Origin of the sequence: Sulfurimonas sp. NW15 (genome assembly GCF_051132285.1) — a bacterium.
Classification (GTDB): Bacteria; Campylobacterota; Campylobacteria; order Campylobacterales; family Sulfurimonadaceae; genus Sulfurimonas; species Sulfurimonas hydrogeniphila.
In genome coordinates, this window is sequence record NZ_CP093237.1 from 1,452,113 (window position 1) to 1,478,163 (window position 26,051).

Consider the following 26,051-nt stretch of genomic DNA (forward strand, 5'->3'; position numbering starts at 1 on the left):
AATCAGTTTTATTTATATTTAATTTGTCTTTTTTTTAGGAAATGTGTAGATAAACAGACTTCCCTGCTTCGGAAGTGACTCTATTTCAAGTTCTATATTTTCTTTGTCTATGATTGCTTTTACTATATTGAGCCCTATTCCAAAACCGCCTTTGCTGCTGTCTTCTCTGTAATATCGGCTAAATATCTTTTCAACTTTTTCAATGCCTACACCATAGTCTTTAAAACTCAAATGGCATTTTTCATTTTTCCTAAAAAGAGTAATATCAATATTTGAATTTTCATACGAGTATTTTATGGCATTGGATATATTGTTGTCTATGAGACGCTGCAGTTCTTTGTCATTCATATATACCATTCCGCACTCCTGTATTGATGCATTGATCTGAATATTTTTCATTTTGGCAACTTCATTAAAATACTCTATACGTTCTTTTAAAAACTCGGCAAGATCTATATCTTTTTTTTCATGATGCAAGCGTTCATATTTTATAAGATAGTCCATATCATTGTAGATATTAGAGAGTACTTTTGCGGCAGCTTTCATTCTCTGCATATATTTGTTTTGTTCATATTTTCTGTTGTAAAGATCAATATTTACATTAATGATAGAGAGGGGTGTATTTATTTCATGCATGGAGTCTTTTATAAAGTTGTCCAGCTGCTTGTTTATTCTTTGAAAAGGTTTGGCGAAACTGCCTAAAAAAAAGAGACTCAGTATAAAGACAAAGACAACAATGGTAAAAAGGATAATAAACACTTTTTCATACACAGGTGCAAAGGAGATTTCATTTTTCAGTACAAGATATCTCGCACCGAAATATCTCTCTTTGGGCAAGGTTACAATGAGGTAGGCGTTGTTGCCTTCTAAATAATATCCCTCTTTAAAATAATTGATAGGAGTGTCAATCAAGGTAAAAATCGGATGAAAACCTTCGTCATAAAGACCTGACTGAAATGTTTTAAACCTTGGGTACTCAAAATATTCATCATCCTGGTTAAATTCTTCCATCGCTTTTACCACCAAAAGAGACTTTTCTTTTAAAAAAAGTTCATTTTGAATAGAATGGATATTTTTCATATAGACGAAATAAAAAAACAGAGGCGTCAGCAGTATGCCGGAAACCAAAAAAGTATAAATAAGCGCATATTTTGCCGAATATTTATTATCTTTCAATAATGTACCCTAAACCGCGTCTGTTTTGTATGACTGCCTGTGGAAGTTTCTTTTTAAGATTGTTGAGCTGAACTCGTATTGTAGCCGGTTCCACATACTCTCCCCATACTTCATCTTGAAACATTTCTGTAGAAACTATAGAGTTTTTATGCTTGATAAGCACTTCAAGCAAATCTTTTTCTGTTTTTCTCAGTACAATCTCTTCATCATCTTTCGTCAGTTTGCTTTTTTTCAAATCATACACCAGACCACAGCCGAGTTCTACACTGTTACCGTCATTTTGCAAATGACTTGCAATTGCCTGATCTATACGCAGTTCAAGCTCTTCGAGATCAAACGGCTTGCGGATATAGTCACAGCACCCTCTTTTGTAACCCTCTTTTAAATCATCAACATCCGTCATTGATGTTAGAAATATGGCAGGTGTTGTAATTTCATCTGCACGCAGTTTTTTTAAAAGTTCAAAACCGTTCAAAGAGGGAACATTTACATCCAAAAGAAGCAGATCATAACTTTTATCATAAACAGCATCATATGCTTCAAGTCCATCCGTAATCCCGTCTACTTCATATCCAAGATCACTCAAAAATTCTTCTACGCTGATACGCAAAGAGTATTCATCTTCCAAAAGTAAAATTTTCATTTAATTTTCCCGTCTATTTTTTTTACAATTTTTCTGTTAAGCATCATTTGAATCAACTCGTCTTTGGAATATTTATCAAACTTTTCATAGGCTTCGTCAAAAAACAACTGTCTCTCTTCTTTGTCTATTACATCCTGCAGATAGACCATTGATTTGGCACTGTAGTCTTTATATATGTTGTTTTGATATTTTTTTTCTTTGACAACATCATACAGTCCGCTTCTTGTAACATTAATTAAAAAAGAGATATCATCTTCCGGATTTCTAAAATAATCCAAATATCTTTTTGGCAGTACAAAGACAAAAGCTCCTATTATTGTACCACTTCCGTCTTTCATATTTTCATAAAAAATATATTTTTCATCTGCATAAACAACACCGTTAAGCTTCAGTTCTTTAAAATCAATATGGTTGAGGGTTTGAATATGTGCATAATTATAGTTTCTGTTTGCCAGAACATAATTGTCAATTGTCAGGTTTTGCATCATCAAAACTGCAGTATCTGTGTGTTTTACATCGAGTAACACATACAAATCAACACCCATGGAGCTGAAAAAGTCTGTTATAGATTTAAAAAAAGAGATAACTTCCACAAAGCCCAAAAAGTTACCGTTTTTATATACAGGCACTGTTGCCTTTATACCCAGACGGCGTCCGATTTCTACAGAGGTACGGGGATTTGTATGCGTATAGAAATATTGCAGATCCAGTCTGTAGTCACCTATCGGCATACCGGCATAAATGTCATCCCAGCTTCTTGCAAAGATATTCAGCTCTTTTGTAATGACCTGGGCACGTATATGCATACCGGTGTTTTTTCCAATACTCTGTGTAATATCTTCTAAAATTTTATAGCCCAGATCTTCATCATCATTTTCCAGGGCATTGACAAGTGCTTCATTTTTTGAAAGGAGCAGCGCAATTTTCAGATCATCCATTTCATGAGACTTGAGCTGTGAGTCAAGTGTCAGCCGCATTTGATCCATAATATGGTAAATTTTTTCTTCTTTGACTTCATTTTTGTAGTATAAGGTCAGAAGCAATGTGATCAGTATAATGCCCCCAAAAAAGATTACTATTTTTTTTAACAAATAAACTCCGCCTCTATTCTTTAATCCAAATTACTGAAGATGTTTTAAGAACGCTTCCGGTTCTATAAATCCTACAATTGTTTTGGATTTCTCTACATTTAAATCTTTGTCAAAAAAGATCATCACAGGAGGACCAAAAACACCATATGCCTTACTGAGTGCCTTTTCTTTTGCTCCGTTTGCCGTAACATCTGCACGAATCAGAACATATTCACTTAATTTTTCTTTTACTCTCGGATCTGCAAAAGTCACCTCTTCAAGTTCTTTACATGCCGTACACCAGTCAGCTGCAAAATCAAGCATTATTTTTTTACCTCTGTTTTTTTCCAACAAAGTATTGAGCTCATCCAATGAGGTTATCTTTGTAAATATCAACTTTTTCTCATTTGCAGGAAGCACTGTACCTGCTGCCTGTGATTTTAAAAATCCAAGTGGCTGTTTTATACTTGGTGCGCCTGCTAAAACACTCATGAAAAGTGCCAAAGAGTAGAGAAACAAGAGTAAAGACAGACTCCGCTTGAAACTGTGTCCGTCTTTGTCAAAGGCTCCAAAATGAACACTGAATCCTATTCCGACAATTGCATACATCAAAGTAGTAACAGATGACGGCAGTACTTTTTCAAGCATCCAAATAGCAACACCCAACATTAATGCGCCAAAAATTTCATTGACCATAACCATCCACGGACCAGGTTTAGGCATAAACTTACCGGCACTTACACCGACTAAAACAAGTAAAACACCCATTCCTATACTCATACTAAAAAGTGCAGCCCCGCCTAAGAGTGCATCACCCGTTTGTCCTATGTATACCAAAGCACCTGCCAAAGGAGCAGCAACACAGGGACCGACAATAAGTGCTGAGAGAAATCCCATAATGGCTACACCTATAAAACCGTTACGATTTGTATTTGTACTTACTTTGGTTACAAGTGCATCAGGAAGTTTCAATTCATAAAAACCAAACATACTTGCAGCAAGAGCAACAAAGATACCTGCAAAAGAGTAGACAACCCAGGGATTTTGCAATGCTGCTTGCAGATTAGCTCCAAAGACTCCTGCTAAAACACCTGCAATTGTATAGGCAACAGCCATTGCAAGTACATAAACCAAAGAGAGGGCAAAAGCTTTTTTTGTCGTAAGTCCTTCACCCTGAGAAATTATTACACCGGAAATTATAGGAATCATAGGAAATACACAAGGCGTCAAAGAGAGCAACACACCAAACCCGAAAAAAGTTGCCAAAATAACAAAAAAACTGCTTGATTTTATCGTATCTGCTATAGAGTCAGTCTCTGATTTTTTTTCTGTTTTTGCACCTAACGCATCGTTTGCCGAAGAGAGTTTGTCTGTATCCACAGTGAGTGTAAACTCTTTTGTACTTGGTTCATAACACAAGCCCTGCTCCGAACATCCCTGGTAAGAGATTTTTAATTTTATTGTTTGCATCCCTTTCAAGGAAGCATCTTTTTTCAATGTAACAATAAAATTCGGTGACTTGATATAAACTTTGTCGCCCTGGTGCTCAGATACAGCAGGCTTTGTGATGCTTTGTATGGACAAACCTTTTGCATCAATCAGTTCAATTTTTAATTTATCAACATACAGATAAATATCTTTGGCAATTTTCACACCTGTTTCTATCTGCATTGTGTCATTGACTTTGGCATAAGGTTTAAATGCCTGGTCCGGCATTAAAAAAGCGCTTGCATGAAGCAAGCCGAGGCTAAAAGTCAAAATTAAAAATATTTTAATCAACAGTTTCATATATCTGTCCTTTTAGGAAAATATTACATTTTTGTATGTATTCTTTGCGTAATTGTATCTCATAAATATAAAATTTGTGTTAATAAAAATATATTATAATTCTATATCAAAGAAAAAGGTTTTTAAAAACATGCTAGATTTAGATACTGAAATATGTGTATGCAATTCGCTGACTCTAAAAGATATAGCTGATTGTATAAAAGAGAATAATTTCACAACCCTCCAAGAACTCCTGCAAAACGACATATGCCCTATGGGTGACAAATGTGAATCATGCAGAGATGAAGGATATCATAATGACGGACTCAACCTCCCGATGGTTTTGGCAATGGTAAAAAGAAAACAAATCTAAATATTATTTTTGTACATCTTTTGGTATGACTATGGTAAAAGTTGTACCAAACATTGAACTTTCCACACTGATACTCCCTCCAAACTGTTTTTCTATAATCATTTTTGACATGTACAGTCCAAGGCCTGTTCCGTTTTTGCCTTTGGTAGAAAAATAGGGTTCAAACAATTTGGACAAGTGTTCTTTTCTTATACCTCCCGCTTTGTCAGTCACATCAATCTGAATCTTCGGACCGCTCTGTTTACATGTAAGCTTTATAATCTTATCTTCTGTTTTTTTATTTTCGTATGCTTCAATGGCATTGTTTAACAGATTCAGTAAAACCTGTATCAGTTCATTTGCATATACATTTGCAGACAACTCAGAATTACATTCTGTTTGGAGCTTAATTTTATTTGACTTGAGTCTTGGCTCAACAAATTTTATTGCTTTTTTAAGCAATCCTCTCATGTCAGTCTCTTGAGGAGCTTTGTTTGGGCGAAAATATGTCTTGAAATCCTCAATAGTATCTGAAAGATACACAACAGAATCACTGATATCTTCCAAAGTCTGCATAATATCCTCTTTGGAAATATTTTGTCCCATAAGATATTTTAACTGTAAATTTGAAATTTGAAGCGTAATTGTATTTAGGGGCTGTCGCCACTGATGGGCAATCATACTGATCATTTCTCCCATTACAGCCTGTTTTGACTGTGCAGTCAGAATTTCATCTTTTTTTATCAGTTCTTTTGCTTTTTCCTGTACTTTGTGTTTTAAAATTTCATTTGTCTCCTGCAGTTCTTTTGTTTTTTGCTGCACTCTTTGTTCAAGTGCCGCATTGAAGTTTTTCAATTTTCTTTGATAGTAAATCATAATAAAAAAAATGATTGCAACAACCCCTAAAACCATCCATAAAAGAAAGTAATCAACTCTTTCATGATACCGCGTGAGTCTCCAGCTGTTTTTTATTGCTTCTATCTTCTCTTTGGAAAGACTCTTCAAAGCTTTTTGCATAATTGAGTACAAGACCGGTTCATCCTTTTGCACACCGATACTTCCATGCAGCAGCCTCTCTTTTGCCAGGAATCCATTGATCTTCAGCTTTCCGTATCCATATTTGTCAATAAAATAGTCCGCCTGTTCATCTATGGATGCAATAGCATAGGCTCTGCCGTCGAGCACTTTTTTCACCATTGTATTTTTATTCTCTTCCACTTCAATATTTAAATAGGGATACAGATAGTTTAAATAATTTTTAAATGAGTTTTTTTGCACCAGCAACAACTTTCCTTTTAAAAACAGAGGGTTTTCAACAAAGGATTTGTCAAGCCTGCTTAACAATGTGAAATGGGTACTGCTAAAAGGTTTTGTCGGTCTGACAGTAGTAAAATACCTGTTATTCGTTGCCACGACTGCAAGTAGTTTGCACTTTTTTTCTTGCAGTTTTTGGAACAACTCTTCTTCTGAGTGTGATTCTACAGGAATAAACTCAAAACCTGTTTTATTGCCAATCATTGCAAACACATCAGCCATAATACCAATGTGTCTGCCGTCTTTAAATCCGTCAATCGGAAAAAAATCATAATTTACACACAAAGATATCTTTTTATGCAGCTCTATATATCTTTGTTCCTCATCTGTCAATGCAAGTCCGTTTATCCCGGGCTTTACAATAAAATCATCCAGTGTTTTTCCCGCACCCACATGAAAATCATTTTTAAAAAGCTGCATCTGTTTATGCAGGAAGTTTCTGTCTATGGAACCTATGTCATATATAAAAGGCAATATCAGTTTGTTGATTGTTTCTGCTTCATATTCCAATGTCTCTGTGTCCAGCTGTGGCGCATATTTTTCATGAATAATTTTGGCAATCTCTTTTCTGTGCGAGAGAGCATATTCCCAGCCTTTTATGGAAGCTTTTTTAAAAGCATGCACCCGGTAGGGATGGTTTTTCAGTTCAGCAGCGGAGGTAAAGAGTTCCTCCTGCAAGACAAAGAGGTTATCATTTGAGGGATCCAGAATATTATATTTTACACCGAGTTTGTCAAGTTTGTGAGGCTGATCGGAAATAAAGGCCGTCATAGCATCGACTTCACCTTTTGCAAACTCATCCACACGGTATGTTTGCGGAACCATTTTAAGATCACTTATCTTTACGCCGTATCCATCCAAATAAGGTTTAAAATTAAGCCTGAAATCATCAACAAGCGAAGACATCACTGTTTTGCCGATCAGATCTTTGGGAGAATGGATAGAAGGCTGTGTAATCAATACAAGTGCGGAACGCTTAAAAAATGACGCCAACAGAATCAGGGGTTTTCCCTGCAGATACTCCAGTAAAATAGAAGAGTTGTAAATACCGTAATTTGCTCTTTGTGAGAGAACCTCATCAACGACATCCATCCCCGTCCTGTACTCTTTGATCTCCACATCCAGACCGGCATCACGGTAAAATCCCTTTTCTTTGGCAGCAATAAATCCCGCAAACTCAAACTGATATTTCCAGTGGAGTTGCAAAGAGACTTTTTCCAAGGCATCTGCAGCGTGTCCTCGGTTTGTATCGGCTTCTGTGAAACCACATAAAAAGAAGAGTATCAATAGGAAAAATCTCATTCTCTGCCTTTTAAAAATTTTAAAACTGTTTCAAAACTGCCTTCTATAATTTTTGTAGAACAGGAGAGCATTAGATTAAGCGGATAATCAAAATCTTCTATCACTCTTGCATCCAAATCGTAAAAAGATCCCTCTTTTGCAAATCTTTCATCTTCTGTAAATCTGTCAATATAATTACAGGCAGGACTTAAGTATCCGTATACCTCTTTTTTGAGTCCATAGGCATATCCGCACTCAAAAACAGTTCCGCTGTCAGGCTCTTTCCCGCGAAAAGGATTTAAGTTGGCTATCACTATGTCAGCCTCTTGTATCATTGCAATATTTGCATCAAATATATCCTGTGCAATTTTATGTTTTTGCTGTGAAAAATCAACAATGTTGTCAAGCGGGTAGAGACCTTCATATCCATATTTTTGGCACAATTGCACTAAATTTTTTCCAATTGCAACAGAATCAGGCTCAAAAACATCAGGTCCGGCTATATAGATTTTTTTCATACAATACTCTATTCACTAAATTCAACACTATTGTATCATGTTTTTATACAAGTTGTGTAAATTACACGCTTAAGCAAAGCATCAGCCCTTTTTTCATACCCTACCATACAAAATCAATGCCATTAAGTTAAGAAATAAGTTTGATGTTTTCTTGGAACCCAGGTTTTACCCTAGGCTTTAGTTTTGAAAAACACAAAGCCCGCACTAAAGTACGGGTTCCGAAAAAATTGCTTAACTTAATGGCATTGACCCTATAAAATACAAGAGGTTACAAACTATGTCAAACAGATTAGCAAACGAAGATTCTCCATACCTGCAGCAGCACAAAGACAATCCCGTAGACTGGTGGCCGTGGTGTGAAGAGGCTTTTGTTCAGGCAGAGGCCCAAAACAAAGCAATTTTCATCAGCATAGGCTACAGTTCCTGTCACTGGTGCCATGTAATGGAAGAAAAAGTATTTGAAGACAAAGAGTGTGCGGATATTTTAAATGAAAGTTTCATCTCTATAAAAGTAGACAGAGAAGAGCGTCCGGATATAGACAAATATTATCAGGAAGTATATATGCTTTTGAATCGTCGCGCCGGAGGATGGCCGACAAGTATATTTTGTACACCACAGAACAAACCCTTTTTTGCCGCCACTTACATACCGCCTGAATCAAATTCTGGCAGCATAGAAGGCATGGGTTTTAAAGAGATTGCACAACTTATAGCAAGAAAAGTAAAAGAGGGAGATCCCAAACTCTTTGAAAATGCCAATGAGATAGAAGGCTTTTTGGGTCAAAAAGAGCATCCAAAAGAAGCGACTGTGTTAAAAGAGGAGTTTTATAAAAATTTTCTGCTCCAAGCCAAAAACAATTATGACGCACAAAACGGCGGTTTTTCAGATAAACCGAAATTTCCACGTGCTTCCACTCTTGATGCCCTGCTTGTTGTTGCAAGACTCTACAATGATGCCGATGCAAAAACAATGCTGACAAATACACTCAAAAACATGATAAAAGGCGGTATGTATGACCTTGTAGACGGAGGCTTTTGCCGTTACAGTGTAGATGAAAAATGGCTTGTGCCGCATTTTGAAAAGATGCTCTATGACAATGCCCTGCTCTGTGGTGTCTACACAAAAGCCTATTTGCTATATGAGGATAAAACATATTTGCATATTGCAAAAGAGACAGCAGACTTCTGGTACAACTTTATGAGTGAAGATGGACTTTTTTACAGTGCAAGTGATGCCGACAGTGAGGAGGGAGAGGGAAGCTACTTTGTTTATACCTATGATGAAGTTTATACGCTTCTTGTTCAAAATGGATATGAAAATGCAAAAGAGATGTGTGAAACGATGCATGTTACGCATCACGGAAATTTTGAAGGCAAAAATATCATTCGTTTCGAAGAAGAGATTCCTGCATGGTTCAGTGATGTAAAACCACTTCTGCAAAAAATTCGACAAAAAAGAGACTACCCTTTTACAGACAAAAAAGTACAGACATCATGGTCGGGTATGATGATAAATGCTTTATTTTTGCTTGGAACTGTTGATAGCAAGTACAAAGAAAAAGCCATAAAAAGCCTTGATAAGCTTCTTGAAACACTCTTTATTGATGGAAAACTGTATCATACGGCACTCATGCACAAAAAGCCAAAAGTTGAAGCTTTTTTGGAAGATTATGCATTTCTCTCACAGGCACTTCTCAGCGCTTTTAAATACACACAAAATGAAATGTATCTTATACATGCCCAACGGTTTGTCAACAAAGCACTGGAAGAGTTTTACGACAAAGGACTGTGGAACTTCAGTAGCGGCGAATTTGCTGTAAAAGCCGAAATAACCGATACAACATATACAAGTTCCGTCAGTATTATGATAGATGTTCTACAAACCCTCGGAACACTTCTTGAAGATGAAAAATATACCCATTTTGCCTTTAAAACAATGGAATACAACTCTTATGAACTCGGGCGTAAGCCAATTTACTACCCCTCTATGCTTATACAGGCTTTACGATATGTCAAAGGAGACAGAGTTATAAAAACAAGCGAACAAAACATTTACAGCTACGCGTACAAACTGGCAAAAATAAAATATCCGTTCACACTGTTAAAAAGAAGTGAAACAGATGATTTCATAATATGCGGAGAGAAAAGCTGTTTTGCAAATACACAGGATGTGGATAAGATTAATCAACTTGTTGAGCAATCTTTCTAAACTCTTTCCACTTTAGAAAAAAAGCTTCTTTAAGCTTTTTTTTCCTCTTTGTATTCTCTGCTTCAAGTTGTTTTGTAAAGGTAAAAAGTTTTTTGTTTTTTTGGGATTGCAGAAAAACTTTGTGCAACTCTTTTGTTACATATATATCATGAAGTTTTCCTAAAATATCCTGTAGTTCTTTGAGTGTGTTTCTGAAAGTATCTTTATTTTGCAGATAAGCGGAAAACAGCTCTGTGGCATATCGCAGTTTTTTTAATTTAATTCGTAATTTGTGCGCCTGTTCATCTTCCAGGACAGCCCCTATTGTGGAACCGTATAAAATTATTTCATTTGTATAGCTTTTTAAAAAATTTTCGGCAAAAGGAATAATGTTTTTTTCCAGAGCGGACAACTCCTTTTTTTTAAGCTTTTTTCGCCATTTTTTTGTTTGTATCCATCTTCTTAGTTCTCTTATAAGCTTTTTATATTTGTGAGACTTTAAATACTTTTGAATCTTTTTATACTCTTTTTCTCTGTAGTGGACAACAATTTTATAAAGCAGCGATTCTGTAGAAGACAATGTCTCTTTTTTTAGGTATGTTTCCATGTAAACATCAATATCACGGGCTCTGTTGCAATAAGAGGCCACGGTTGCAATTTTTATGTCAATTTTTTTTGTAATTTTTTTTGGTATTACGGATTGAAAAGTAAACAATACAGAGCGCATCCTTCTCAAAGAGACACGCATTTGATGCAGGGGTTCGGTCTCTTTTTTTGCAAGCACAGCTTTTTTGTATTTTTTTATTTTTTTAAAATCAATTTCCAAAAAATTTTTAAATGCTGATTCAATACTTACATCCATCTTTTCATACCTTCTTGTACCATTATAACATAGAACAAAATTTATGTTAAGGTGAAAGTGATTATAATAAATCAAAGGATAAAAAGATGGGACATGAAAGAACTATGCTCGAAGATGAGATAAAAGAAGGTACTGATTTAAAAGATATTGTACATGAAGACAGAAGAAAAAATAAAACAAAAGAGAAAGACACTGAGGACAAAAGAGGCAAAGACCCTCATAAGAAACGTGTTGCCGTCTGGGTAAAAGATGAAGTCCTGCGATATGAAAGTGAACTCAAAGATTTACAGATAGAACTCTTAAAAATGCAAAACCATGTCAAAGAAACAGGACAGAAGGTTTTAATGATTTTTGAAGGTCGTGATGCTGCGGGAAAAGGCGGGACTATCAAACGTATTACAGAACATCTCAATCCTCGTGGTGCAAGAGTAGTAGCCCTTGACAAGCCCAGTGACAAAGAGAGAACACAGTGGTATTTTCAAAGATATGTCCAACACCTGCCATCAGCCGGAGAGATAGTCCTTTTTGACAGAAGTTACTATAACCGTGCAGGTGTTGAGCCTGTTATGGGCTTTTGTACACAAGAGGAGCATAAAGAGTTTTTACATGAAGTTCCCGAATTTGAAAAGATGCTTGTCAATTCCAATATAAAAATTTTTAAATTCTATTTTTCTGTTTCAAAAGCCGAACAGAAAAGACGTTTTGAGAAGAGAAAAACAGACCCGCTCAAACAGTACAAACTCTCACCGGTGGATGAAAAATCACAAGATTTATGGGACAAATACACCATAGCGAAATATTCTATGCTCTTAGCATCTCATACAGACTATGCACCCTGGACAATCATTCGTTCCGATAACAAGAAAAAAGCCCGTATAAATACCATCAAACATATATTAAACCATTTTGACTATCCGAAAAAAATTGACAAACAGAAACTCAAAGCAGATGCTGACATACGTATTTCTGCCAATGATGAAATCAGAATCATGGAAACAGAGATGACCTTAAAAAAAGACAATGCGTAGGCGTGTTACAAAAGGGTTGTATATTTTTAGCTATAATTTTCTTTTTCAATGAAAGGGCACCTCATGCTAAAAGATTTAGGAAAATTTATTTTTATGATTGAGCTTGGCTTCAAATATATAAAAATTTTCAAACAAACCTATTTTCATCCGTTTATCACACAAAAATATGCCTATCAGGAACTCTCAAAAGCAAGACAGGAGTATTCAAACAAGGTTTTGGACTTTTTGAATATCAAAGTAAAACCTGTAGGCAAACTTCCAAACAAAGACAAAATTCTTTATGCAATCAACCACCGTTCTCTGCTTGATATTCTCGTGATGGAAAATATTTTTTCAAGATACAGCAAAAGTGGTGCCTGGATAGCAAAACAGGAACTTTTTGAAGACCCGATATATGGCAAATTTTTTCAATACAGCGGATGTATTCCTGTAGATTTGGAAAACAAAAAAGGACTCGTACGCTTTTTTAAGACCATCAAAAGAACACTTGCCAAAGTTGATGACTTAAATATTTACATCTTTCCAGAAGGTGAGAGATACAATGGAGAAGGCATTAAACAATTTCAAAGCGGTGCTTCAAAAATAGCCAAAGCAAACAACCTTGACATAGTTCCTGTATATATCAATGACAAACTTGAAAAGGTATTTAAAAATGCCCCTTACAATGAACCTTACACTGTTGAAGTCCATATAGGCGAAATCATCAACTATGAGAATTTGGAAGAAAAGTATCTTGAATTTTATAAATCAGTAAAAGAAAAAACAAAAGGAAACAAATGAAACTTGGTGTAAACATTGATCATGTAGCAGTTTTACGAGAAGCCAGGCAGGTAAATGACCCTGATATTTTGCAGGCACTTTACGTCGCCTGTGAAAGCGGTGCTGATCAGATTACTATACACTTACGAGAAGACAGAAGACATATTCAGGACAATGATGTTACAAATATTTTGCAGTTTTCAAAGGTGCCTGTTAATTTGGAATGTTCGATTAATAAAAAAATACTCGACATTGTCAGTAAGGTCAGGCCTCATCGTGCAACCTTGGTTCCTGAAAAAAGAGAAGAAGTTACCACAGAAGGCGGACTTGATGTTTTTGCCTATGAAAATGAAATATCCTATGCAATTGAGCAACTCCATGACGCCATCATTCCTGTTTCGCTGTTTGTTGACCCCTCTACAGATGCAGTAGAACAGTCAAAAAAGCTCGGAGCCGAGATGGTCGAACTTCACACCGGACTTTTTGCAAATCTTTTTGCGATGCTTCACTCCTCTTTGCCAAAATCAAATCACTCTGTAAAAGAACTTGAATTTCCAAGATATGAACTCAGTGACAGACTGGAAACTGCCCTCGAAGAGTTAAAACTCTCTGCAAGATATGCAAAAGAACTTGGTCTCGAAGTAGCAGCAGGCCATGGACTCAATTATCATAATGTAGATGAAATCATGCAGATTCAGGAGATTACAGAGTTGAACATCGGACAAAGCATTATTGCCCGCAGTGTTTTTACCGGATTACGTGAAGCGATACAAGAGATGAAAAGAGTTACAAGGCGATGAATAAACCAACAATAGCCGTAAGTGTCGGTGATGTAAACGGTGTCGGACTGGAGATAGCACTCAAAGCACATGAAGAGATTGCTAAAATATGCCATCCGGTTTACTGCATCAATAAAAATATCTTGCAAAAAGCCTCTGCACTGTTACATGTAAGCATCCCTGATGATTTCACACTTTATGAAGTTGCGGGAGATTTTGCTCTGCAGCCGGGAAAAGTAGCTGCCAAGAGCGGTTTGTACGCCTATGATTCTTTTATGGCTGCCGTGCGTTTGTGTGAAGAAAAAAAAGCCAAAGCCGTTGTAACCTTACCGATACACAAAGAAGCCTGGATGCAGGCAGGACTTGAGTATAAAGGACATACAGACCTCTTACGCAAACACTTTGGCAAAGAAGCCATTATGATGCTAGGATGCCATAAAATGTATGTGGCACTTTTTACAGAACACATTCCACTCAAAGATGTTGCAAAAAGTATAAAATACAAAAAACTCAAACAGTTCTTTTTGGATATGCACAATACAATTCCAAAAGCCCCTGTAGCCGTGCTCGGTCTTAATCCGCATGCTGGAGACAACGGTGTTTTGGGGCATGAAGAGCTTATAATCACGAAGGCAATAAAAAGTGCCAACAAAAAAATAGGCTTTGAACAGTTTGTCGGTCCAATGGTGCCTGATGTGGCCTTTGCACCCTACTGCCGCAACAACTACAACTATTTTGCAGCAATGTATCACGACCAGGGACTTGCTCCGCTCAAAGCACTCTATTTTGACGAAAGTGTTAATATTTCACTTAACCTGCCCATCATACGCACATCAGTCGATCACGGAACTGCTTTTGACATCGCCTACAAAAATAAAGCAAAAACACTGAGTTATATCAATGCTGTACAGGCAGCATTGGATTTCATTAAATCTGAAGAATCAATTCCTTTAATAAGTTAAAAAAACTGATATTTTTTCCGAATCCGGGTTTTAACCTTGGATGTAGTCTTTTAATACCCAAAGCCCGCACTGAAGTACGGGTTCCAAACAACACTCTCTTCCCGAAATCGCTGTTTCAGACCTGAAAAATACCAAAAATGCTTTTGAAGCCCCTTTTCCAAACAACACTCTCTTTCCGGAATCGGTACTTCAGTGCCGACTGTTGCTGCTTTTTGTCACTCCTGTTCCAGTTTGAAAGATAAATTCCATAAATTTTTTTAAATGATAATTATTTTCCTTTAAGATTAGTTCTGTTATACTACACCTATAAATATTCAGAAGGAAGACAAAATGAAAAAAATCGCAGCACTAGCATTAACAGCCGCTTCGTTAATGGCATCATCATTGGTTCAAGATGCAAAAAACGCAGGCCTTATGCCAATTCCGAGTTCACAAACTGAACTTTTAAAACTGATAGACAATCCGAAAAATCCTATCACAAAAGCAAAAGTAAAACTCGGTGAAAAGCTTTATATGGATCCGCGTCTTTCACGCAGTGGTCTTATTTCATGTAACACATGCCATAATTTAATGGAAGGTGGAGATGACGGCGTAGGTCCTTCAACAGGACATATGTGGAGACACAATCCGCATCACTTAAATGCACCGACAGTTTACAATGCAGTGTTCTTCGGTTCTCAGTTTTGGGACGGACGGGCAAAAGATTTGGAAGAGCAGGCACAGGGACCGGCACTTGCCCATCCTGAAATGGCAGCAACAAAAGGACATATAGAAGAAGTAGTCAAATCTATGCCGGAATATGTAAAAGCATTTAAAAAAGCATACGGTGACAATGTAAAAATCACTTTTGAAAAAATTACGGACACTATTGCAAATTTTGAACGTACACTTGTAACACCGGCACCGTTTGATGCATTTATGAATGGTTACAAAGAAGCAATGACACCAAAGCAAAAAGAGGGTCTGAAAACTTTCATTCAAGTTGGTTGTGCATCTTGTCATAACGGTGTAGCACTTGGCGGTGAAATGAATGTATTGAATGTGGCAGCAACATACAAATACATGAATACAGGTGACTTTAAAGGTGACAAAAACGGCATGGTAAAAGTACCGACACTCAGAAACATTACTGAGACTGCACCTTACTTTCACAATGGTATGATTTGGAACTTAAAAGATGCTATCAAAGAGATGGGGCGTATTCAACTTGGAATGAAAATTACGGACAAACAGGCTGAGTCTATTGAAGCATTCTTAGGTTCATTAACAGGGAAAAAACCGCATATGATGATGCCTATGCTTCCTGCTTCAACAGATAAAACTCCTAAACCGAACTTAAACTAGTTTTATAGCAACATAATGTTGCTATAAAATATCTTCTTCACAGATATATCTGATTATCTCTTTTTTCAATTGCTTAAATTCAGAATTTTCCACATTTTCAAGAGTATACAGTAATCTGTCCAGTGATCTGTTTTTTCCCAAATAAGGTACAACTTTTTTCAAAAATTTCTCTTTATCCCCAATACTCTGCAACTCTTTTTTGATCCTTTTTTCTTTGTCCGTTCTTGTAGTATTTTTCAGTACCTGATACATGTAAACTAAAAACAGTGCTGCAAATACTCCCGACAAAAAATAAACTGCTTTTTCCATCATAGTTGTCCTTTCCTTCTTTTTTGTTGTATCTTCAAACACAGCATCTTCCACATGTATCGCAAAAGCCTGTGTTGTTATCTCTTTTACTCTTTGCTCCTTGATGTCAAAATATTCTAAAGAAACAGAGGGAATCGTAAAGTTTTTATCCGAAACAATTTCAAAACTTTTTTGATAAATTTCTTCCTCTCCCTGGTGCAGTTTTTTTGTACTTTTTTCGTATACGGTTGCACCTGCTATACTTATGTTTATATCATCAAAATTATTGATATTACCCTCGCCCCGCAGAGAGAGTGTGAATTGTACCGGCTGATTTTTTTGGACATATTTGACATTCACACTTGCATGAAGCTCATAAGAACCCATAACAGTAAGATTATTTGGAATTTTTTTCACTTCCAGGTTCAGAGCATTAGAATAAATATTTCGTTTTGCATATTTTGGGATTGAGAGTTCTATTGTAGCTTTTATGGGATTTAAAACAAAAGTCCCGCTTTTTTGGGCTATGATTTCATAGCGAAGCTCTTCGACCCATTCGCCTTTATCGTTTTTATACTCTTTGTCACTGATTTCCTGCAATGCAAAATCATTAAAACGGGGGGTCTCAACACTATAGTCTTCTACATCATCTTTACAGACAAGCCTTACATGTAACAGAAACTTTTCTCCTGCCATCGGCGTTATATTGCTGATGCTCATACTGAATCTATAATCCGGTGAATGTGTTTGTGTGCGTTTTTTCACCTTTACATGTAAAGGCTGTGTCTTTTCAACCTTGCCGTCAACTTTGATACTAAAAGCAGGTAATGTAACATCTTCGGTCGGTGCCAAAGAGTAAATTTTAGTCACTTTGTCTGCTTTTTTCGCATGAATCAGCGTTGCCTCATGGAAAGTTCTTACATTTTGCACGATATACCCGTCTATATACTCTATCATTGGAAATGTAACATGAAAGCCTTTTGCAACCACGCGAAACTCCAAAGTTTCTGTTTTGACAATCTCTTTGGGTGCAGTTGTTTGTACCCATGCATACAGTTCCAAAGGAATACAAAAGAGTAAAAAAATTATACTACCAAGGTTTTTTACTGTCACTGCTGCTCCTTTTTGTCCGGATTTTTTGCAAGAAAACAGGAGTTTTTTGTTTTTGTATTATTTTTATCCATTTTTCTTCCTCTGACAAAACCAGTTTTTGCAGTTTTATCTTGTATTTTGAACTGACTTTATAATCATTATTCATTTGTTCAAGCCTGTTTTTAAAACATACTTTTGCCGTGCCTCTGCTGAAAATCTTTTTGAGTTTTTTTCTTTTTTTAAGCTCCTGTGTAATTATCTGTAAATTCTTTTTTGTCTTATCAAAAACATGCAGTTGCAAAGAATGCTCAAACTGAGACTTTGCCAGTTCCAGTTTCCCTCTTTGTACATAACAGTTGCCGATATTGTGATAAATTTTTGCATTGAACAGTTTATCTTTGCCGAGTGCTTTTTTATAATACTTTATTGCCTGTAAATATTCATGTTTTTTATACAAAGCATTGGCAATATTATAATTAACTGCGCTTGTAGGCTTGAGCTTTTTATAACATTCTACCGCTTGCTCATACTGCTTTGTTGCATAAAAAGACTTTGCTTTTTGCAGTGTAATAAAATCGAAAGCACCCGCATTTACAGGAGTATTTAAAAAAGTCAGCTGCATCAGAGCAAACAACACTGTCAGTTTAACTGTATGCTTTTTTTTCAAGCCAAGTATAAAAACAAAATAGAGAATCAACAGTGCAAGCCCCAAAGGATACATAAACAGTTCCTGATACTGTTTCATATCATATGCATCAGCAGATATCTTTTGCGAACTCTTTTGTATGGCATTGAGAATTTTTTCTATGTCACCCTCTCCCCATTTATATTTTGTATAATATCCATGACTCTTTTGCACCATATTGTTCAAGGCATTATTTTTCCTGGATGCAAAATCAATGACATACAGCCTTAGATGATTTTTTCTAATATATGCAGTTTCATCCACTCTTGTGACATCTTCAGCACCGTCACTCAGTAAAATTATATTTTTTGTTTTTTCCGTATGCAGCATTTTTTCACTTGCCTCAAATACTCCAAAGAGATTGGTGTTTGGCTCAAATTTTTGCTTTATCTGAGCGTTTTTAAGCATATAGGCAAGAGCCTGTGTATCTTCACTGAGAGGATAAAGCATATAGCTGTTTTTAGCGAACAACAGTACCCCTGCATGTAAATGCTCTGCTTTTTCGATGAGTTTTACAAGTTTTTCTTTGGCTAAAGTGAAACGGCTCGGATAAATATCTGATGAGTTCATAGATTCTGAGACATCAAGTGCAATAACAGCCGAACTACTCATCTGTTTGATCACCGTATTTTGTTTCAGATATACAGGACGGGCAAGTGCGATTATCATCAAAGATATGACAAGTAAAAAATATCTGTAGCGCATGGAAGCTTGTATTAACTGAGGATGTAATAAGAGTTGTTTGATCACTGCCTGAGAAAAAACAGTTTCGAGAATATTGTTGCTCTTTTTAAAAGAGAAAACAAAGAGTAATGCAGGAACAACCAAGAGGTACAGTACATAATCATATAAAAAGAACATTTACAACACCCCTCTCGTTTTTACATGTGCTGCAAGCAAGATTGCGCACAACAACGAAAACAGAAGAAAATAAAAATATATATGCTCTTCTACATCTAAAGTATTGTACTCAAGTTCACTTTTTTGCAGCCTATCAATGCGTTTGTAGACTTTGAGTAAATCTTTTTTATTTTGCACTTCAAAGTTTTGTGCACCGTTTTTACTGGCAATAACCTTCATCATGTTGCTGTAACTTTTGTCTATGGTTATCGTATAAATTTTTATGCTGTATTTTTTTGCCAGTTTCAGTGCAAATGCGAGCGGAATTTTACTTGCAGAGTCTTCTCCGTCACTCAACAGTATAATGATTTTTGACTTGCTTTTTGCATTTTTCAAAAGCGCTGCAGAGGAGACGAGAGCATCAATCAAAGCTGTGCTTTTTCCAATAACCCCCACTTCAATCTTGCCTACGATATTTTTTTGCGCCTCTTTGTCAAAACTCAGAGGAGAGGCTATAGCGGCTGTTGTACCAAAAATGACCAAACCTATTCTGTCGCTCTTTCTCATATCTATAAAACTTTTCACGACCTCTTTTACCACATCCAGTCTGCTTTGTTTGTAATTTTTTTCATTAAAACCATAAGTACTCATAGAACCGCTGGTATCAAGTGCCAGCACAATATCAACTGCATTGCTCCTGACTGCTTTTATTTTTTTCACTACAACAGGATCGCTCAATGCAACAGTCATACATGTAATCATAGCCCATTTTAAAATTTTTCTTGCATAGTGTTTCTTCTTAACATGCAAGAGCAGTTGCAAAAAATGAGGCATATAGAAAGATTCTTTTTCCTGATTGAATAACAAAGTGCTCAAAACAAACAAAGGAAGCAGCAGCAAAAAAAAGGGATATGTAAAATGAAAGGAATTAAGCATAGAATTCTCTTAGCGTATCTAAAAAATTCTCTATTTCATGAGAGAGCTTTTGCGGTATCTGTAGAGATTTTTGTTGGTATTTATAGAGAAAAAGCTGTGAAATTATATGCTCAAGCTCTTTTTTCTGCTCTTGTGTTTTTGCCAGTTTTCTTCCGTAATAGGTAAAAAGATAGGCACTTTGTTTGACATTATAAAAATTTGAATGCAGCAGTATTTTCAAATAGCATGTTTCGTCTGTTTTATTTTTTTGCACTCTTTTTTTATAAAAATAAAAGAGTGCAAAAAACAGTATAAAAAAAAGCAGTATAAAAAACACTAACAGATATAAAGAGTTGTCCGGTACTGTTACAGGAGCAAAAATATCATTTATTTCATTCATGTTTTCTCCATAAGACCGATAATTTTTTCAGCCGGATCTTCATCTGTGTAAATTTTCACAAAACGGACTCCTGCTGTTTTGAGTTTTTTATACAGCATCTCATCATTTTGTACTATTTTTTTTCTATAGGAATGGAGCGTTTTTTTGTTAAGGCTTATCTCTGCACTCATACCCAAAGCCGGGTCGGTAATATTCAACTCTCCAAGTTCTGCAGGATTTTCTTCAAAACGGTCACGGACAATAATAAGTACAAGCTCATGTTTCAGACTCAATGCCATCAAATTTAAATCATGCGTATCAAAAAAATCTCCGATTAAAAACAGAATGCTCTTTCTTTGAATTTGTCTGTAAAGAGCCTGTGTACTGTACGAATAATCCAAAGTTTTTCCAAGAACATCGAAACTGTCAACCTTTTCTGCCAGTCTTCGCACAGCAAAGAGCTGTTTGGTCTTTTGCGTACACAAAAAGAGTGTATCACTGCAGATATAGCTCTCAAAGGGATTGTTTTGCTTGACACAGCTGTAACTGAGTAATGCACAAATCTGAGTCAGTAAATCTTTTTTCAGTATTTTCGTTCCAAAATGAAGCGAACCGCATAAAAACGGAACAATCACTACGTTGAGTTCTTTTTGCTGATGAAAAACTTTCACATAGGGTTTTGTAGTTTTTGCACTTATAATCCAGTCAATATGCCTTATATCATCTCCGCTTTCATACTCTCTGAGTTCTTGGAAATCATATCCCTCGCCTCTTTTTTTTGAAATATTTTCCCCTGCAATTTTACTAAAGACTTCTCTTTGTGTTTTGATAAGGATTAGTGCAAGTTTTTTATTGGACTCCAAAAGTGTTTTCAGCATGCTGTTACGGTATTTCTATAGATTCTAGGATTGTTTGAATAATATCATCACTGCTTAACCCCTCTGCAATGGCGTCATAACTTAAAATGATACGGTGTCGCAATACATCTTTGATGCTCAGAGCAATATCTATAGGAGAGACAAAATCATTCCCTCTTAAATAGGCTCTTGCTTTGACGGCTTTGAGCATATTTATCGTTGCACGCGGACTTGCTCCAAAAGCTATATATCGTTCCAACGTCTCAAGACCGTATTTTTTCGGATCTCTTGTTGCAAAGATCAGTCTTACTATATAGGTACTCAACTCCTCTTCGATATAAACAGCTTTTACCTCTTCTTTCATCTCTTCGAGTTCACTGGCCAAAAGAACCGGTTCAATGGTTTCAAAAGTCTCATTTGCAGCTTTTTGTGCTATTAAATACTCTTCATCTTCTGTGTTATAACCGACAATTACTTTAAACATAAAGCGGTCTAACTGCGCTTCGGGCAAAGTATAAGCGCCCTCCTGCTCAATCGGATTTTGTGTTGCAAGCACCAAAAACGGAGGTTCGATTTTAAAACTTTCATCACCAATTGTAACCTGTCTCTCTTGCATGACTTCCAAGAGTGCCGATTGTACTTTTGCAGGCGCTCTGTTTATTTCATCTGCCAAAAGCAAATTTGTAAAAACCGGACCGTGTTTAATTTTAAACTCTCCGGATTTGACATCATAAATCTCTGCTCCGATAATGTCTGACGGCAGTAAATCAGGAGTAAACTGCACACGTTTAAAATCCAGGCTCAATGCTTTTGACAAGGCATTGACAGCCGTTGTTTTTGCAAGACCAGGAACCCCTTCAAGCAATATATGTCCGTTTGTAATAAGTCCGATAAGCAGAGCATCAATCATATTTTCATGACCGATGACCCCTTTTGCTATTTCTTGTTTTAATAATTTTATCTTGTTTTTCATATATAAAGTGTAGTATTAGTTTGTAAAAGATATGTAAAATATATCTACAAAGGAGTTTTATTATGGACACAGATGAATTTTACCTCACAGACGAAGAAAAAAAAGCACTCAAAGAGATAGCAAAAGCAGCGCTTTATGAAGCTGTTATACATAACCGAAAAATTGCCCTCGATGAAGAGAAAGTACCTCCAAAATTCAAACTGCACCTCGGTGCTTTTGTCACACTTAAAGAAAACGGCAGACTCAGAGGCTGTATAGGACGATTTGAACCGGATGAGCCTCTTTATCAAGTCATTATAGATATGGCAATTTCCGCTTCACGGTATGACACCCGTTTTACCCCTGTCACAAAAGAAGAACTTGACAATATAGAGATTGAAATTTCAGTGCTTACACCGAGAAAAAAAGTCAATTCTGTTGATGATGTCATTGTCGGCAAACATGGAATATATATTGAATACGGTAATAAAAACGGTACCTATTTACCGCAAGTGGCAACAGATATGGGATGGGATAAAGAGCAGTTTGTAAGAAGCTGCTGCATTGAAAAAGCAGGAATTGCACCAGAGCATTGCAAGGATGCAACGCTTTATGTATATGAAGCGATAGTCTTTTAAGACTTCCTTCATCCTCTTTGGGACCTATTTTATTTCAAGCAGCCTTGAAAAATACTCTTGCGGATGTTTACACACAGGACATTTTTTCGGTGGTTTTTTTCCATAATGAACATGCCCGCACACTTCACATATCCATGCTTCTTCTTCATCACTTTCAAACTCATGTCCGGAAGTTAGACGTTCTAAAAGCATTTTATACATTTTTTCATGCTCAATTTCCACTTTGCCAATAGCCGTAAAAAGTACAGCTGCTTCTTTATCACCCTCTTCTTTGGCAATTTTTGCAAAATCAGGATACATATCAGAATTTTCATAATGCTCACCGTTAATGGCATCTTGAAGATTTTCCATTGTCTTGCCAAAACTCTCTTCGCTGTTGTTTTTGAGCCTGTTGTGGAGGGCAAATTCTAATTTTGCATGCTCTTTTTCATTGTTTGCCGCTCTTTGGAAATGGGCAGCTATATCTCGGTAGCCTTCTTTTTGTGCTACTTTTGCATAAAATTCGTATTTGTTTCGGGCTTGAGATTCTCCGGCAAACGCTTTCATAAGATTGACTAAAGTAAGATTTTGCGTAATCATCTCCATTGCCACGCCACAACAATGCAGTTCTCCTCCCCCGACTGCCTGTATTTCTACAATATTTCCACATTTGTTACATCTATACGTTTCATACTTTCTCATAGCAACACCTTTATATTGAAATTTTCCATCATTATTGCACATGGAAACTTAAGGACAGCTCTCAAAACCCTGATAAATAAAAAACAGACTCTCCATTCAGAACAATATTATTATATTTTCAGTACAATAAATATATTTTTTAATTTTTACAAGGATTTTGACACCATGAGTTTTTTAAAAGAGTACGATGAAGAAGTTTATAACTTGTGCGAAAAAGAGTTAGAGAGACAGACTAACCATCTGGAAATGATAGCAAGTGAAAACTTCACACTTCCGGCAGTAATGGAAGCTATGGGTTCGGTTTTTACAAACAAATATGCTGAAGGGTATCCGGCAAAACGCTACTATGGCGGATGTGAATATGCTGACAGCGTAGAACAGCTGGCTATAGACAGAGCATGTAAACTTTTTGGGTGCAAATATGCAAATGTGCAGCCACATTCAGGATCACAGGCAAACGGAGCTGTTTATGCGGCACTTTTAAAAGCAGGTGACAAACTTTTAGGTATGGACCTGAGCCATGGCGGACACTTGACACATGGTTCCAAACCAAGTTTTTCAGGGAAAAACTACTCCAGTTTCACCTATGGTGTTGAACTTGACGGACGTATTAACTATGACAGAGTTTTAGATATCGCTAAAATTGTACAGCCTAAAATCATCGTATGCGGGGCTTCTGCGTATGCCCGTGAAATTGATTTTAAGAAATTTCGTGAAATTGCCGATGAAGTCGGTGCAATTCTTTTTGCAGATATCGCACACATTGCAGGTTTGGTAGCCGCAGGTGAGCATCCTAGTCCATTCCCTCACGCACATGTAGTTACAACAACTACACACAAAACACTTGCAGGACCTCGCGGCGGTATGATAATGACAGATGATGAGGATATAGCAAAGAAGATAAACTCTGCTATTTTCCCGGCTCTTCAAGGCGGACCGCTTGTACATGTAATCGCTGCGAAAGCAGTTGGTTTTAAACACAATCTTACACCAGAGTGGAAAGATTATGCGAAACAGGTAAAGAAAAATGCTTCTGTATTGGCTGATGTACTTATGAAACGCGGCTATGATGTCGTAAGCGGCGGAACTGACAATCACTTAGTGCTTGTCAGTTTTGTAGGCAAAGAGATCTCCGGAAAAGATGCTGATGCAGCTCTGGGAAATGCAGGGATCACTGTCAATAAAAACACTGTTCCCGGAGAAACACGAAGTCCTTTCGTAACATCAGGTATTCGTATCGGTTCACCGGCACTTACATCTCGCGGTATGAAAGAAAAAGAGTTTGAACTCATCGCAAATAAAATGGCAGATGTTTTGGATGATATCAACAATACTGAACTTCAGGCAAAAATAAAAGAAGAACTCAAAGAACTTGCACAAAATTTTGTAATATACAACCAACCAACATATTAAGGTTCCCACATGACTGCCATGGATTTAAAACTTATAAAAATGGTAAGTGACCACTACTGGATCAAAAGAGATACGGTAGTGAACAAAATCACCTTTAAAGGGCGTACTTTTTACAATAAATTTGAAAAAGTCAATGCGCCTTTAAACCAGTCTGTGATTAACAAACATATAAAAGGTGAAATAACTGTAGCCCATTCGATTGTGGACAAAAAAGGGATTGTTGAAAATATAGTTATTGATTATAACGGCAGAGATCCTGAAAGATTCTATCACAAAGCACAGCTTCTTTTGCGAGAAGAAGGTTTTATTAACTTTACAGCCTATGAAACAAAGACCAAAGGGCATTTGCATCTCTATATTCACAAAGGGCATACAACACTGCAAGAAGCGATACAACTTGGCAAAATGATCAGTATGAAACTGGCTGCAAAACAGCCAAAACAGTGGAGAATGTTTCCGACAAATGATTTGCCTGATGAATACAACATTTTGACACTTCCTTATGAAGTCTATGCAAAAGAGAGAGGCGCTTCGTGGTCGAAGCATATGTGATTTTGTTCTTTAGGTTATTTTTGGTATCATAGAACAAATAAAAAATTGAGGGTATAATAGTATGAATGATAAGAATGAACTAAGTGATATTGTCCTGAATAAAAACGGCTCTTCCAGCTCAAATAAAAAAATAATTCTCGCTGTTGCCACATTGGGAATTATTCTCATAGTAGTTGTAATGCTTATGAATTCACTTAATTCCAAGGGGACAGACAATTTGCCTCAAGCTATACTGCCGCCGGAACCTCAAGCCAAAACTCTTGCACAGGAAACACCTGAAGAACCTCTTTTTGAAGAAGTGGATGTCATACAGGAAAATAATTCTGTTGATGAAGATTTAGATAAAATCGCACAAAAACTCAAACAAGAAAGTAAACAAGAACATAAAACAGTTGCTGCACCACAGAAAAAAGTAGTGACTCAAACCAAAAAAGTGACACAGAAACCCCAGATAAAACAGAAACCTCATGGAACATCAAAGGTAAAGTATTATATACAGGTGGGGTCTTTTTCAAAATATGAACCAAATAAAAAATTCCTAAAATCTATTACGGATTTAGGCTATAAATATAGATATCATAAAGTTACAGTCAATTCAAAAACACTTAACAAAGTATTGATTGGACCATTTAAAACACAAAAAGAAGCAAATAATGCTAAACGTGTTATTCGTGCCAAAATTGAGCCGGGTGCATTTTTAGTAAAATTATAATTTT

Annotated in this window: 25 protein-coding genes; 11 read left to right on the forward strand and 14 right to left on the reverse strand. The window is 36.4% G+C overall.

The window, feature by feature from the left end; genetic code table 11:
- Positions 1-18: 18 nt before the first annotated feature.
- The 4 genes from MLC52_RS07430 to dsbD are packed head-to-tail and all read right to left on the reverse strand — an operon-like array spanning position 19 to position 4,677.
- A complete protein-coding gene (locus MLC52_RS07430; RefSeq protein WP_434579872.1) occupies positions 19-1,176 on the reverse strand; it encodes a sensor histidine kinase in 1,158 nt (385 codons plus the stop codon).
- Entirely contained in the window at positions 1,166-1,819 is a 654-nt protein-coding gene (locus MLC52_RS07435) for a response regulator transcription factor (protein WP_151900140.1), read from the reverse strand. The genes MLC52_RS07430 and MLC52_RS07435 overlap by 11 nt, the downstream gene beginning before the upstream one ends.
- Entirely contained in the window at positions 1,816-2,910 is a 1,095-nt protein-coding gene (locus tag MLC52_RS07440) for a cache domain-containing protein (protein WP_434579873.1), read from the reverse strand. The genes MLC52_RS07435 and MLC52_RS07440 overlap by 4 nt, the downstream gene beginning before the upstream one ends.
- Before the next feature lie 30 nt (positions 2,911-2,940).
- Positions 2,941-4,677: a protein-disulfide reductase DsbD gene (gene dsbD, locus MLC52_RS07445; RefSeq protein ID WP_434579874.1), complete on the reverse strand. Its 1,737-nt coding sequence runs from the start codon at positions 4,675-4,677 to the stop codon at positions 2,941-2,943.
- A 130-nt stretch (positions 4,678-4,807) separates the two neighbouring features.
- Between dsbD and MLC52_RS07450 the strand changes: the two genes are divergently transcribed.
- A complete protein-coding gene (locus MLC52_RS07450; protein ID WP_434579875.1) occupies positions 4,808-5,029 on the forward strand; it encodes a hypothetical protein in 222 nt (73 codons plus the stop codon).
- Between the two features lie 3 nt (positions 5,030-5,032).
- On the opposite strand, the gene MLC52_RS07455 is transcribed toward MLC52_RS07450, so the two are convergent.
- Both MLC52_RS07455 and MLC52_RS07460 read right to left on the reverse strand, forming a co-directional pair.
- Positions 5,033-7,624: an ABC transporter substrate-binding protein gene (locus MLC52_RS07455; RefSeq protein ID WP_434579877.1), complete on the reverse strand. Its 2,592-nt coding sequence runs from the start codon at positions 7,622-7,624 to the stop codon at positions 5,033-5,035.
- Positions 7,621-8,121: a nucleoside 2-deoxyribosyltransferase gene (locus MLC52_RS07460; protein WP_151900136.1), complete on the reverse strand. Its 501-nt coding sequence runs from the start codon at positions 8,119-8,121 to the stop codon at positions 7,621-7,623. Before MLC52_RS07460 ends, MLC52_RS07455 begins: the two co-directional genes overlap by 4 nt.
- 277 nt (positions 8,122-8,398) lie before the next feature.
- Here MLC52_RS07460 and MLC52_RS07465 point away from each other — a divergent pair, with 277 nt between their 5' ends.
- Complete coding sequence (locus tag MLC52_RS07465) at positions 8,399-10,330, forward strand: thioredoxin domain-containing protein (RefSeq protein ID WP_434579878.1); 1,932 nt, start codon at positions 8,399-8,401, stop codon at positions 10,328-10,330.
- Here MLC52_RS07465 and MLC52_RS07470 read toward each other — a convergent pair.
- Entirely contained in the window at positions 10,302-11,171 is an 870-nt protein-coding gene (locus MLC52_RS07470; protein ID WP_434579879.1) for a CHAD domain-containing protein, read from the reverse strand. The two genes, MLC52_RS07465 and MLC52_RS07470, sit on opposite strands and share 29 nt — an antisense overlap.
- 86 nt (positions 11,172-11,257) lie before the next feature.
- Here MLC52_RS07470 and ppk2 point away from each other — a divergent pair, with 86 nt between their 5' ends.
- The 5 genes from ppk2 (at position 11,258) to MLC52_RS07495 (ending at position 16,043) form a co-directional block, all read left to right on the forward strand.
- A complete protein-coding gene (gene ppk2 / locus MLC52_RS07475) occupies positions 11,258-12,199 on the forward strand; it encodes a polyphosphate kinase 2 (protein WP_188110054.1) in 942 nt (313 codons plus the stop codon).
- A gap of 63 nt (positions 12,200-12,262) precedes the next feature.
- Positions 12,263-12,979: a lysophospholipid acyltransferase family protein gene (locus MLC52_RS07480; RefSeq protein ID WP_346388862.1), complete on the forward strand. Its 717-nt coding sequence runs from the start codon at positions 12,263-12,265 to the stop codon at positions 12,977-12,979.
- Positions 12,976-13,758, forward strand: a complete 783-nt coding sequence (locus MLC52_RS07485; protein WP_346388863.1) for a pyridoxine 5'-phosphate synthase — start codon at positions 12,976-12,978, stop codon at positions 13,756-13,758. The genes MLC52_RS07480 and MLC52_RS07485 overlap by 4 nt, the downstream gene beginning before the upstream one ends.
- Entirely contained in the window at positions 13,755-14,699 is a 945-nt protein-coding gene (pdxA, locus tag MLC52_RS07490; RefSeq protein ID WP_346388864.1) for a 4-hydroxythreonine-4-phosphate dehydrogenase, read from the forward strand. The genes MLC52_RS07485 and pdxA overlap by 4 nt, the downstream gene beginning before the upstream one ends.
- A gap of 330 nt (positions 14,700-15,029) precedes the next feature.
- Positions 15,030-16,043 (forward strand): cytochrome-c peroxidase, encoded by a 1,014-nt coding sequence (locus MLC52_RS07495; protein ID WP_346388865.1) that lies wholly within the window; start codon positions 15,030-15,032, stop codon positions 16,041-16,043.
- Positions 16,044-16,064: 21 nt separating this feature from the next.
- Here MLC52_RS07495 and MLC52_RS07500 read toward each other — a convergent pair whose 3' ends face one another.
- The 6 genes from MLC52_RS07500 to MLC52_RS07525 form a co-directional block, all read right to left on the reverse strand.
- Positions 16,065-17,444 carry a BatD family protein gene (locus MLC52_RS07500; RefSeq protein ID WP_434579881.1) on the reverse strand — a complete coding sequence of 460 codons (1,380 nt, stop codon included), beginning with the start codon at positions 17,442-17,444 and terminating at the stop codon, positions 16,065-16,067.
- Positions 17,422-18,969 (reverse strand): vWA domain-containing protein, encoded by a 1,548-nt coding sequence (locus tag MLC52_RS07505; protein WP_434579883.1) that lies wholly within the window; start codon positions 18,967-18,969, stop codon positions 17,422-17,424. Before MLC52_RS07505 ends, MLC52_RS07500 begins: the two co-directional genes overlap by 23 nt.
- Complete coding sequence (locus MLC52_RS07510; protein ID WP_434579885.1) at positions 18,970-19,782, reverse strand: vWA domain-containing protein; 813 nt, start codon at positions 19,780-19,782, stop codon at positions 18,970-18,972.
- 94 nt (positions 19,783-19,876) lie between these two features.
- Positions 19,877-20,263 carry a hypothetical protein gene (locus MLC52_RS07515; RefSeq protein WP_151900124.1) on the reverse strand — a complete coding sequence of 129 codons (387 nt, stop codon included), beginning with the start codon at positions 20,261-20,263 and terminating at the stop codon, positions 19,877-19,879.
- Positions 20,260-21,120, reverse strand: coding sequence for a DUF58 domain-containing protein (locus MLC52_RS07520; RefSeq protein ID WP_434579887.1), 861 nt, complete (start codon positions 21,118-21,120; stop codon positions 20,260-20,262). The genes MLC52_RS07515 and MLC52_RS07520 overlap by 4 nt, the downstream gene beginning before the upstream one ends.
- A gap of 4 nt (positions 21,121-21,124) precedes the next feature.
- Positions 21,125-22,072: an AAA family ATPase gene (locus MLC52_RS07525; RefSeq protein ID WP_434579888.1), complete on the reverse strand. Its 948-nt coding sequence runs from the start codon at positions 22,070-22,072 to the stop codon at positions 21,125-21,127.
- A 62-nt stretch (positions 22,073-22,134) separates the two neighbouring features.
- On the opposite strand from MLC52_RS07525, the gene amrA reads away from it, so the two are divergent.
- Positions 22,135-22,689 (forward strand): AmmeMemoRadiSam system protein A, encoded by a 555-nt coding sequence (gene amrA, locus MLC52_RS07530; protein WP_151900121.1) that lies wholly within the window; start codon positions 22,135-22,137, stop codon positions 22,687-22,689.
- 24 nt (positions 22,690-22,713) lie between these two features.
- Here amrA and MLC52_RS07535 read toward each other — a convergent pair whose 3' ends face one another.
- Positions 22,714-23,370, reverse strand: coding sequence for a ferritin family protein (locus tag MLC52_RS07535; protein ID WP_434579890.1), 657 nt, complete (start codon positions 23,368-23,370; stop codon positions 22,714-22,716).
- Positions 23,371-23,535: 165 nt separating this feature from the next.
- Between MLC52_RS07535 and MLC52_RS07540 the strand changes: the two genes are divergently transcribed.
- The 3 genes from MLC52_RS07540 (at position 23,536) to MLC52_RS07550 (ending at position 26,047) form a co-directional block, all read left to right on the forward strand.
- Entirely contained in the window at positions 23,536-24,783 is a 1,248-nt protein-coding gene (locus tag MLC52_RS07540) for a serine hydroxymethyltransferase (protein ID WP_151900119.1), read from the forward strand.
- 9 nt (positions 24,784-24,792) lie between these two features.
- Positions 24,793-25,335 (forward strand): DUF1882 domain-containing protein, encoded by a 543-nt coding sequence (locus MLC52_RS07545; RefSeq protein WP_151900118.1) that lies wholly within the window; start codon positions 24,793-24,795, stop codon positions 25,333-25,335.
- 61 nt (positions 25,336-25,396) lie between these two features.
- Positions 25,397-26,047: an SPOR domain-containing protein gene (locus MLC52_RS07550; RefSeq protein ID WP_434579892.1), complete on the forward strand. Its 651-nt coding sequence runs from the start codon at positions 25,397-25,399 to the stop codon at positions 26,045-26,047.
- Positions 26,048-26,051: the final 4 nt, after the last annotated feature.

Bases quoted from the DNA above. Each gene is read 5' to 3' on its own strand.
- MLC52_RS07435 (WP_151900140.1), bottom strand. From the start codon at position 1,819: ATGAAAATTTTACTTTTGGAAGATGAATACTCTTTGCGTATCAGCGTA.
- dsbD (WP_434579874.1), bottom strand. From the start codon at position 4,677: ATGAAACTGTTGATTAAAATATTTTTAATTTTGACTTTTAGCCTCGGC.
- MLC52_RS07450 (WP_434579875.1), top strand. From the start codon at position 4,808: ATGCTAGATTTAGATACTGAAATATGTGTATGCAATTCGCTGACTCTA.
- MLC52_RS07455 (WP_434579877.1), bottom strand. From the start codon at position 7,624: ATGAGATTTTTCCTATTGATACTCTTCTTTTTATGTGGTTTCACAGAA.
- MLC52_RS07460 (WP_151900136.1), bottom strand. From the start codon at position 8,121: ATGAAAAAAATCTATATAGCCGGACCTGATGTTTTTGAGCCTGATTCT.
- MLC52_RS07465 (WP_434579878.1), top strand. From the start codon at position 8,399: ATGTCAAACAGATTAGCAAACGAAGATTCTCCATACCTGCAGCAGCAC.
- MLC52_RS07470 (WP_434579879.1), bottom strand. From the start codon at position 11,171: ATGGATGTAAGTATTGAATCAGCATTTAAAAATTTTTTGGAAATTGAT.
- ppk2 (WP_188110054.1), top strand. From the start codon at position 11,258: ATGGGACATGAAAGAACTATGCTCGAAGATGAGATAAAAGAAGGTACT.
- MLC52_RS07480 (WP_346388862.1), top strand. From the start codon at position 12,263: ATGCTAAAAGATTTAGGAAAATTTATTTTTATGATTGAGCTTGGCTTC.
- MLC52_RS07485 (WP_346388863.1), top strand. From the start codon at position 12,976: ATGAAACTTGGTGTAAACATTGATCATGTAGCAGTTTTACGAGAAGCC.
- pdxA (WP_346388864.1), top strand. From the start codon at position 13,755: ATGAATAAACCAACAATAGCCGTAAGTGTCGGTGATGTAAACGGTGTC.
- MLC52_RS07495 (WP_346388865.1), top strand. From the start codon at position 15,030: ATGAAAAAAATCGCAGCACTAGCATTAACAGCCGCTTCGTTAATGGCA.
- MLC52_RS07505 (WP_434579883.1), bottom strand. From the start codon at position 18,969: ATGTTCTTTTTATATGATTATGTACTGTACCTCTTGGTTGTTCCTGCA.
- MLC52_RS07510 (WP_434579885.1), bottom strand. From the start codon at position 19,782: ATGCCTCATTTTTTGCAACTGCTCTTGCATGTTAAGAAGAAACACTAT.
- MLC52_RS07515 (WP_151900124.1), bottom strand. From the start codon at position 20,263: ATGAATGAAATAAATGATATTTTTGCTCCTGTAACAGTACCGGACAAC.
- MLC52_RS07520 (WP_434579887.1), bottom strand. From the start codon at position 21,120: ATGCTGAAAACACTTTTGGAGTCCAATAAAAAACTTGCACTAATCCTT.
- MLC52_RS07525 (WP_434579888.1), bottom strand. From the start codon at position 22,072: ATGAAAAACAAGATAAAATTATTAAAACAAGAAATAGCAAAAGGGGTC.
- amrA (WP_151900121.1), top strand. From the start codon at position 22,135: ATGGACACAGATGAATTTTACCTCACAGACGAAGAAAAAAAAGCACTC.
- MLC52_RS07535 (WP_434579890.1), bottom strand. From the start codon at position 23,370: ATGAGAAAGTATGAAACGTATAGATGTAACAAATGTGGAAATATTGTA.
- MLC52_RS07540 (WP_151900119.1), top strand. From the start codon at position 23,536: ATGAGTTTTTTAAAAGAGTACGATGAAGAAGTTTATAACTTGTGCGAA.
- MLC52_RS07545 (WP_151900118.1), top strand. From the start codon at position 24,793: ATGACTGCCATGGATTTAAAACTTATAAAAATGGTAAGTGACCACTAC.
- MLC52_RS07550 (WP_434579892.1), top strand. From the start codon at position 25,397: ATGAATGATAAGAATGAACTAAGTGATATTGTCCTGAATAAAAACGGC.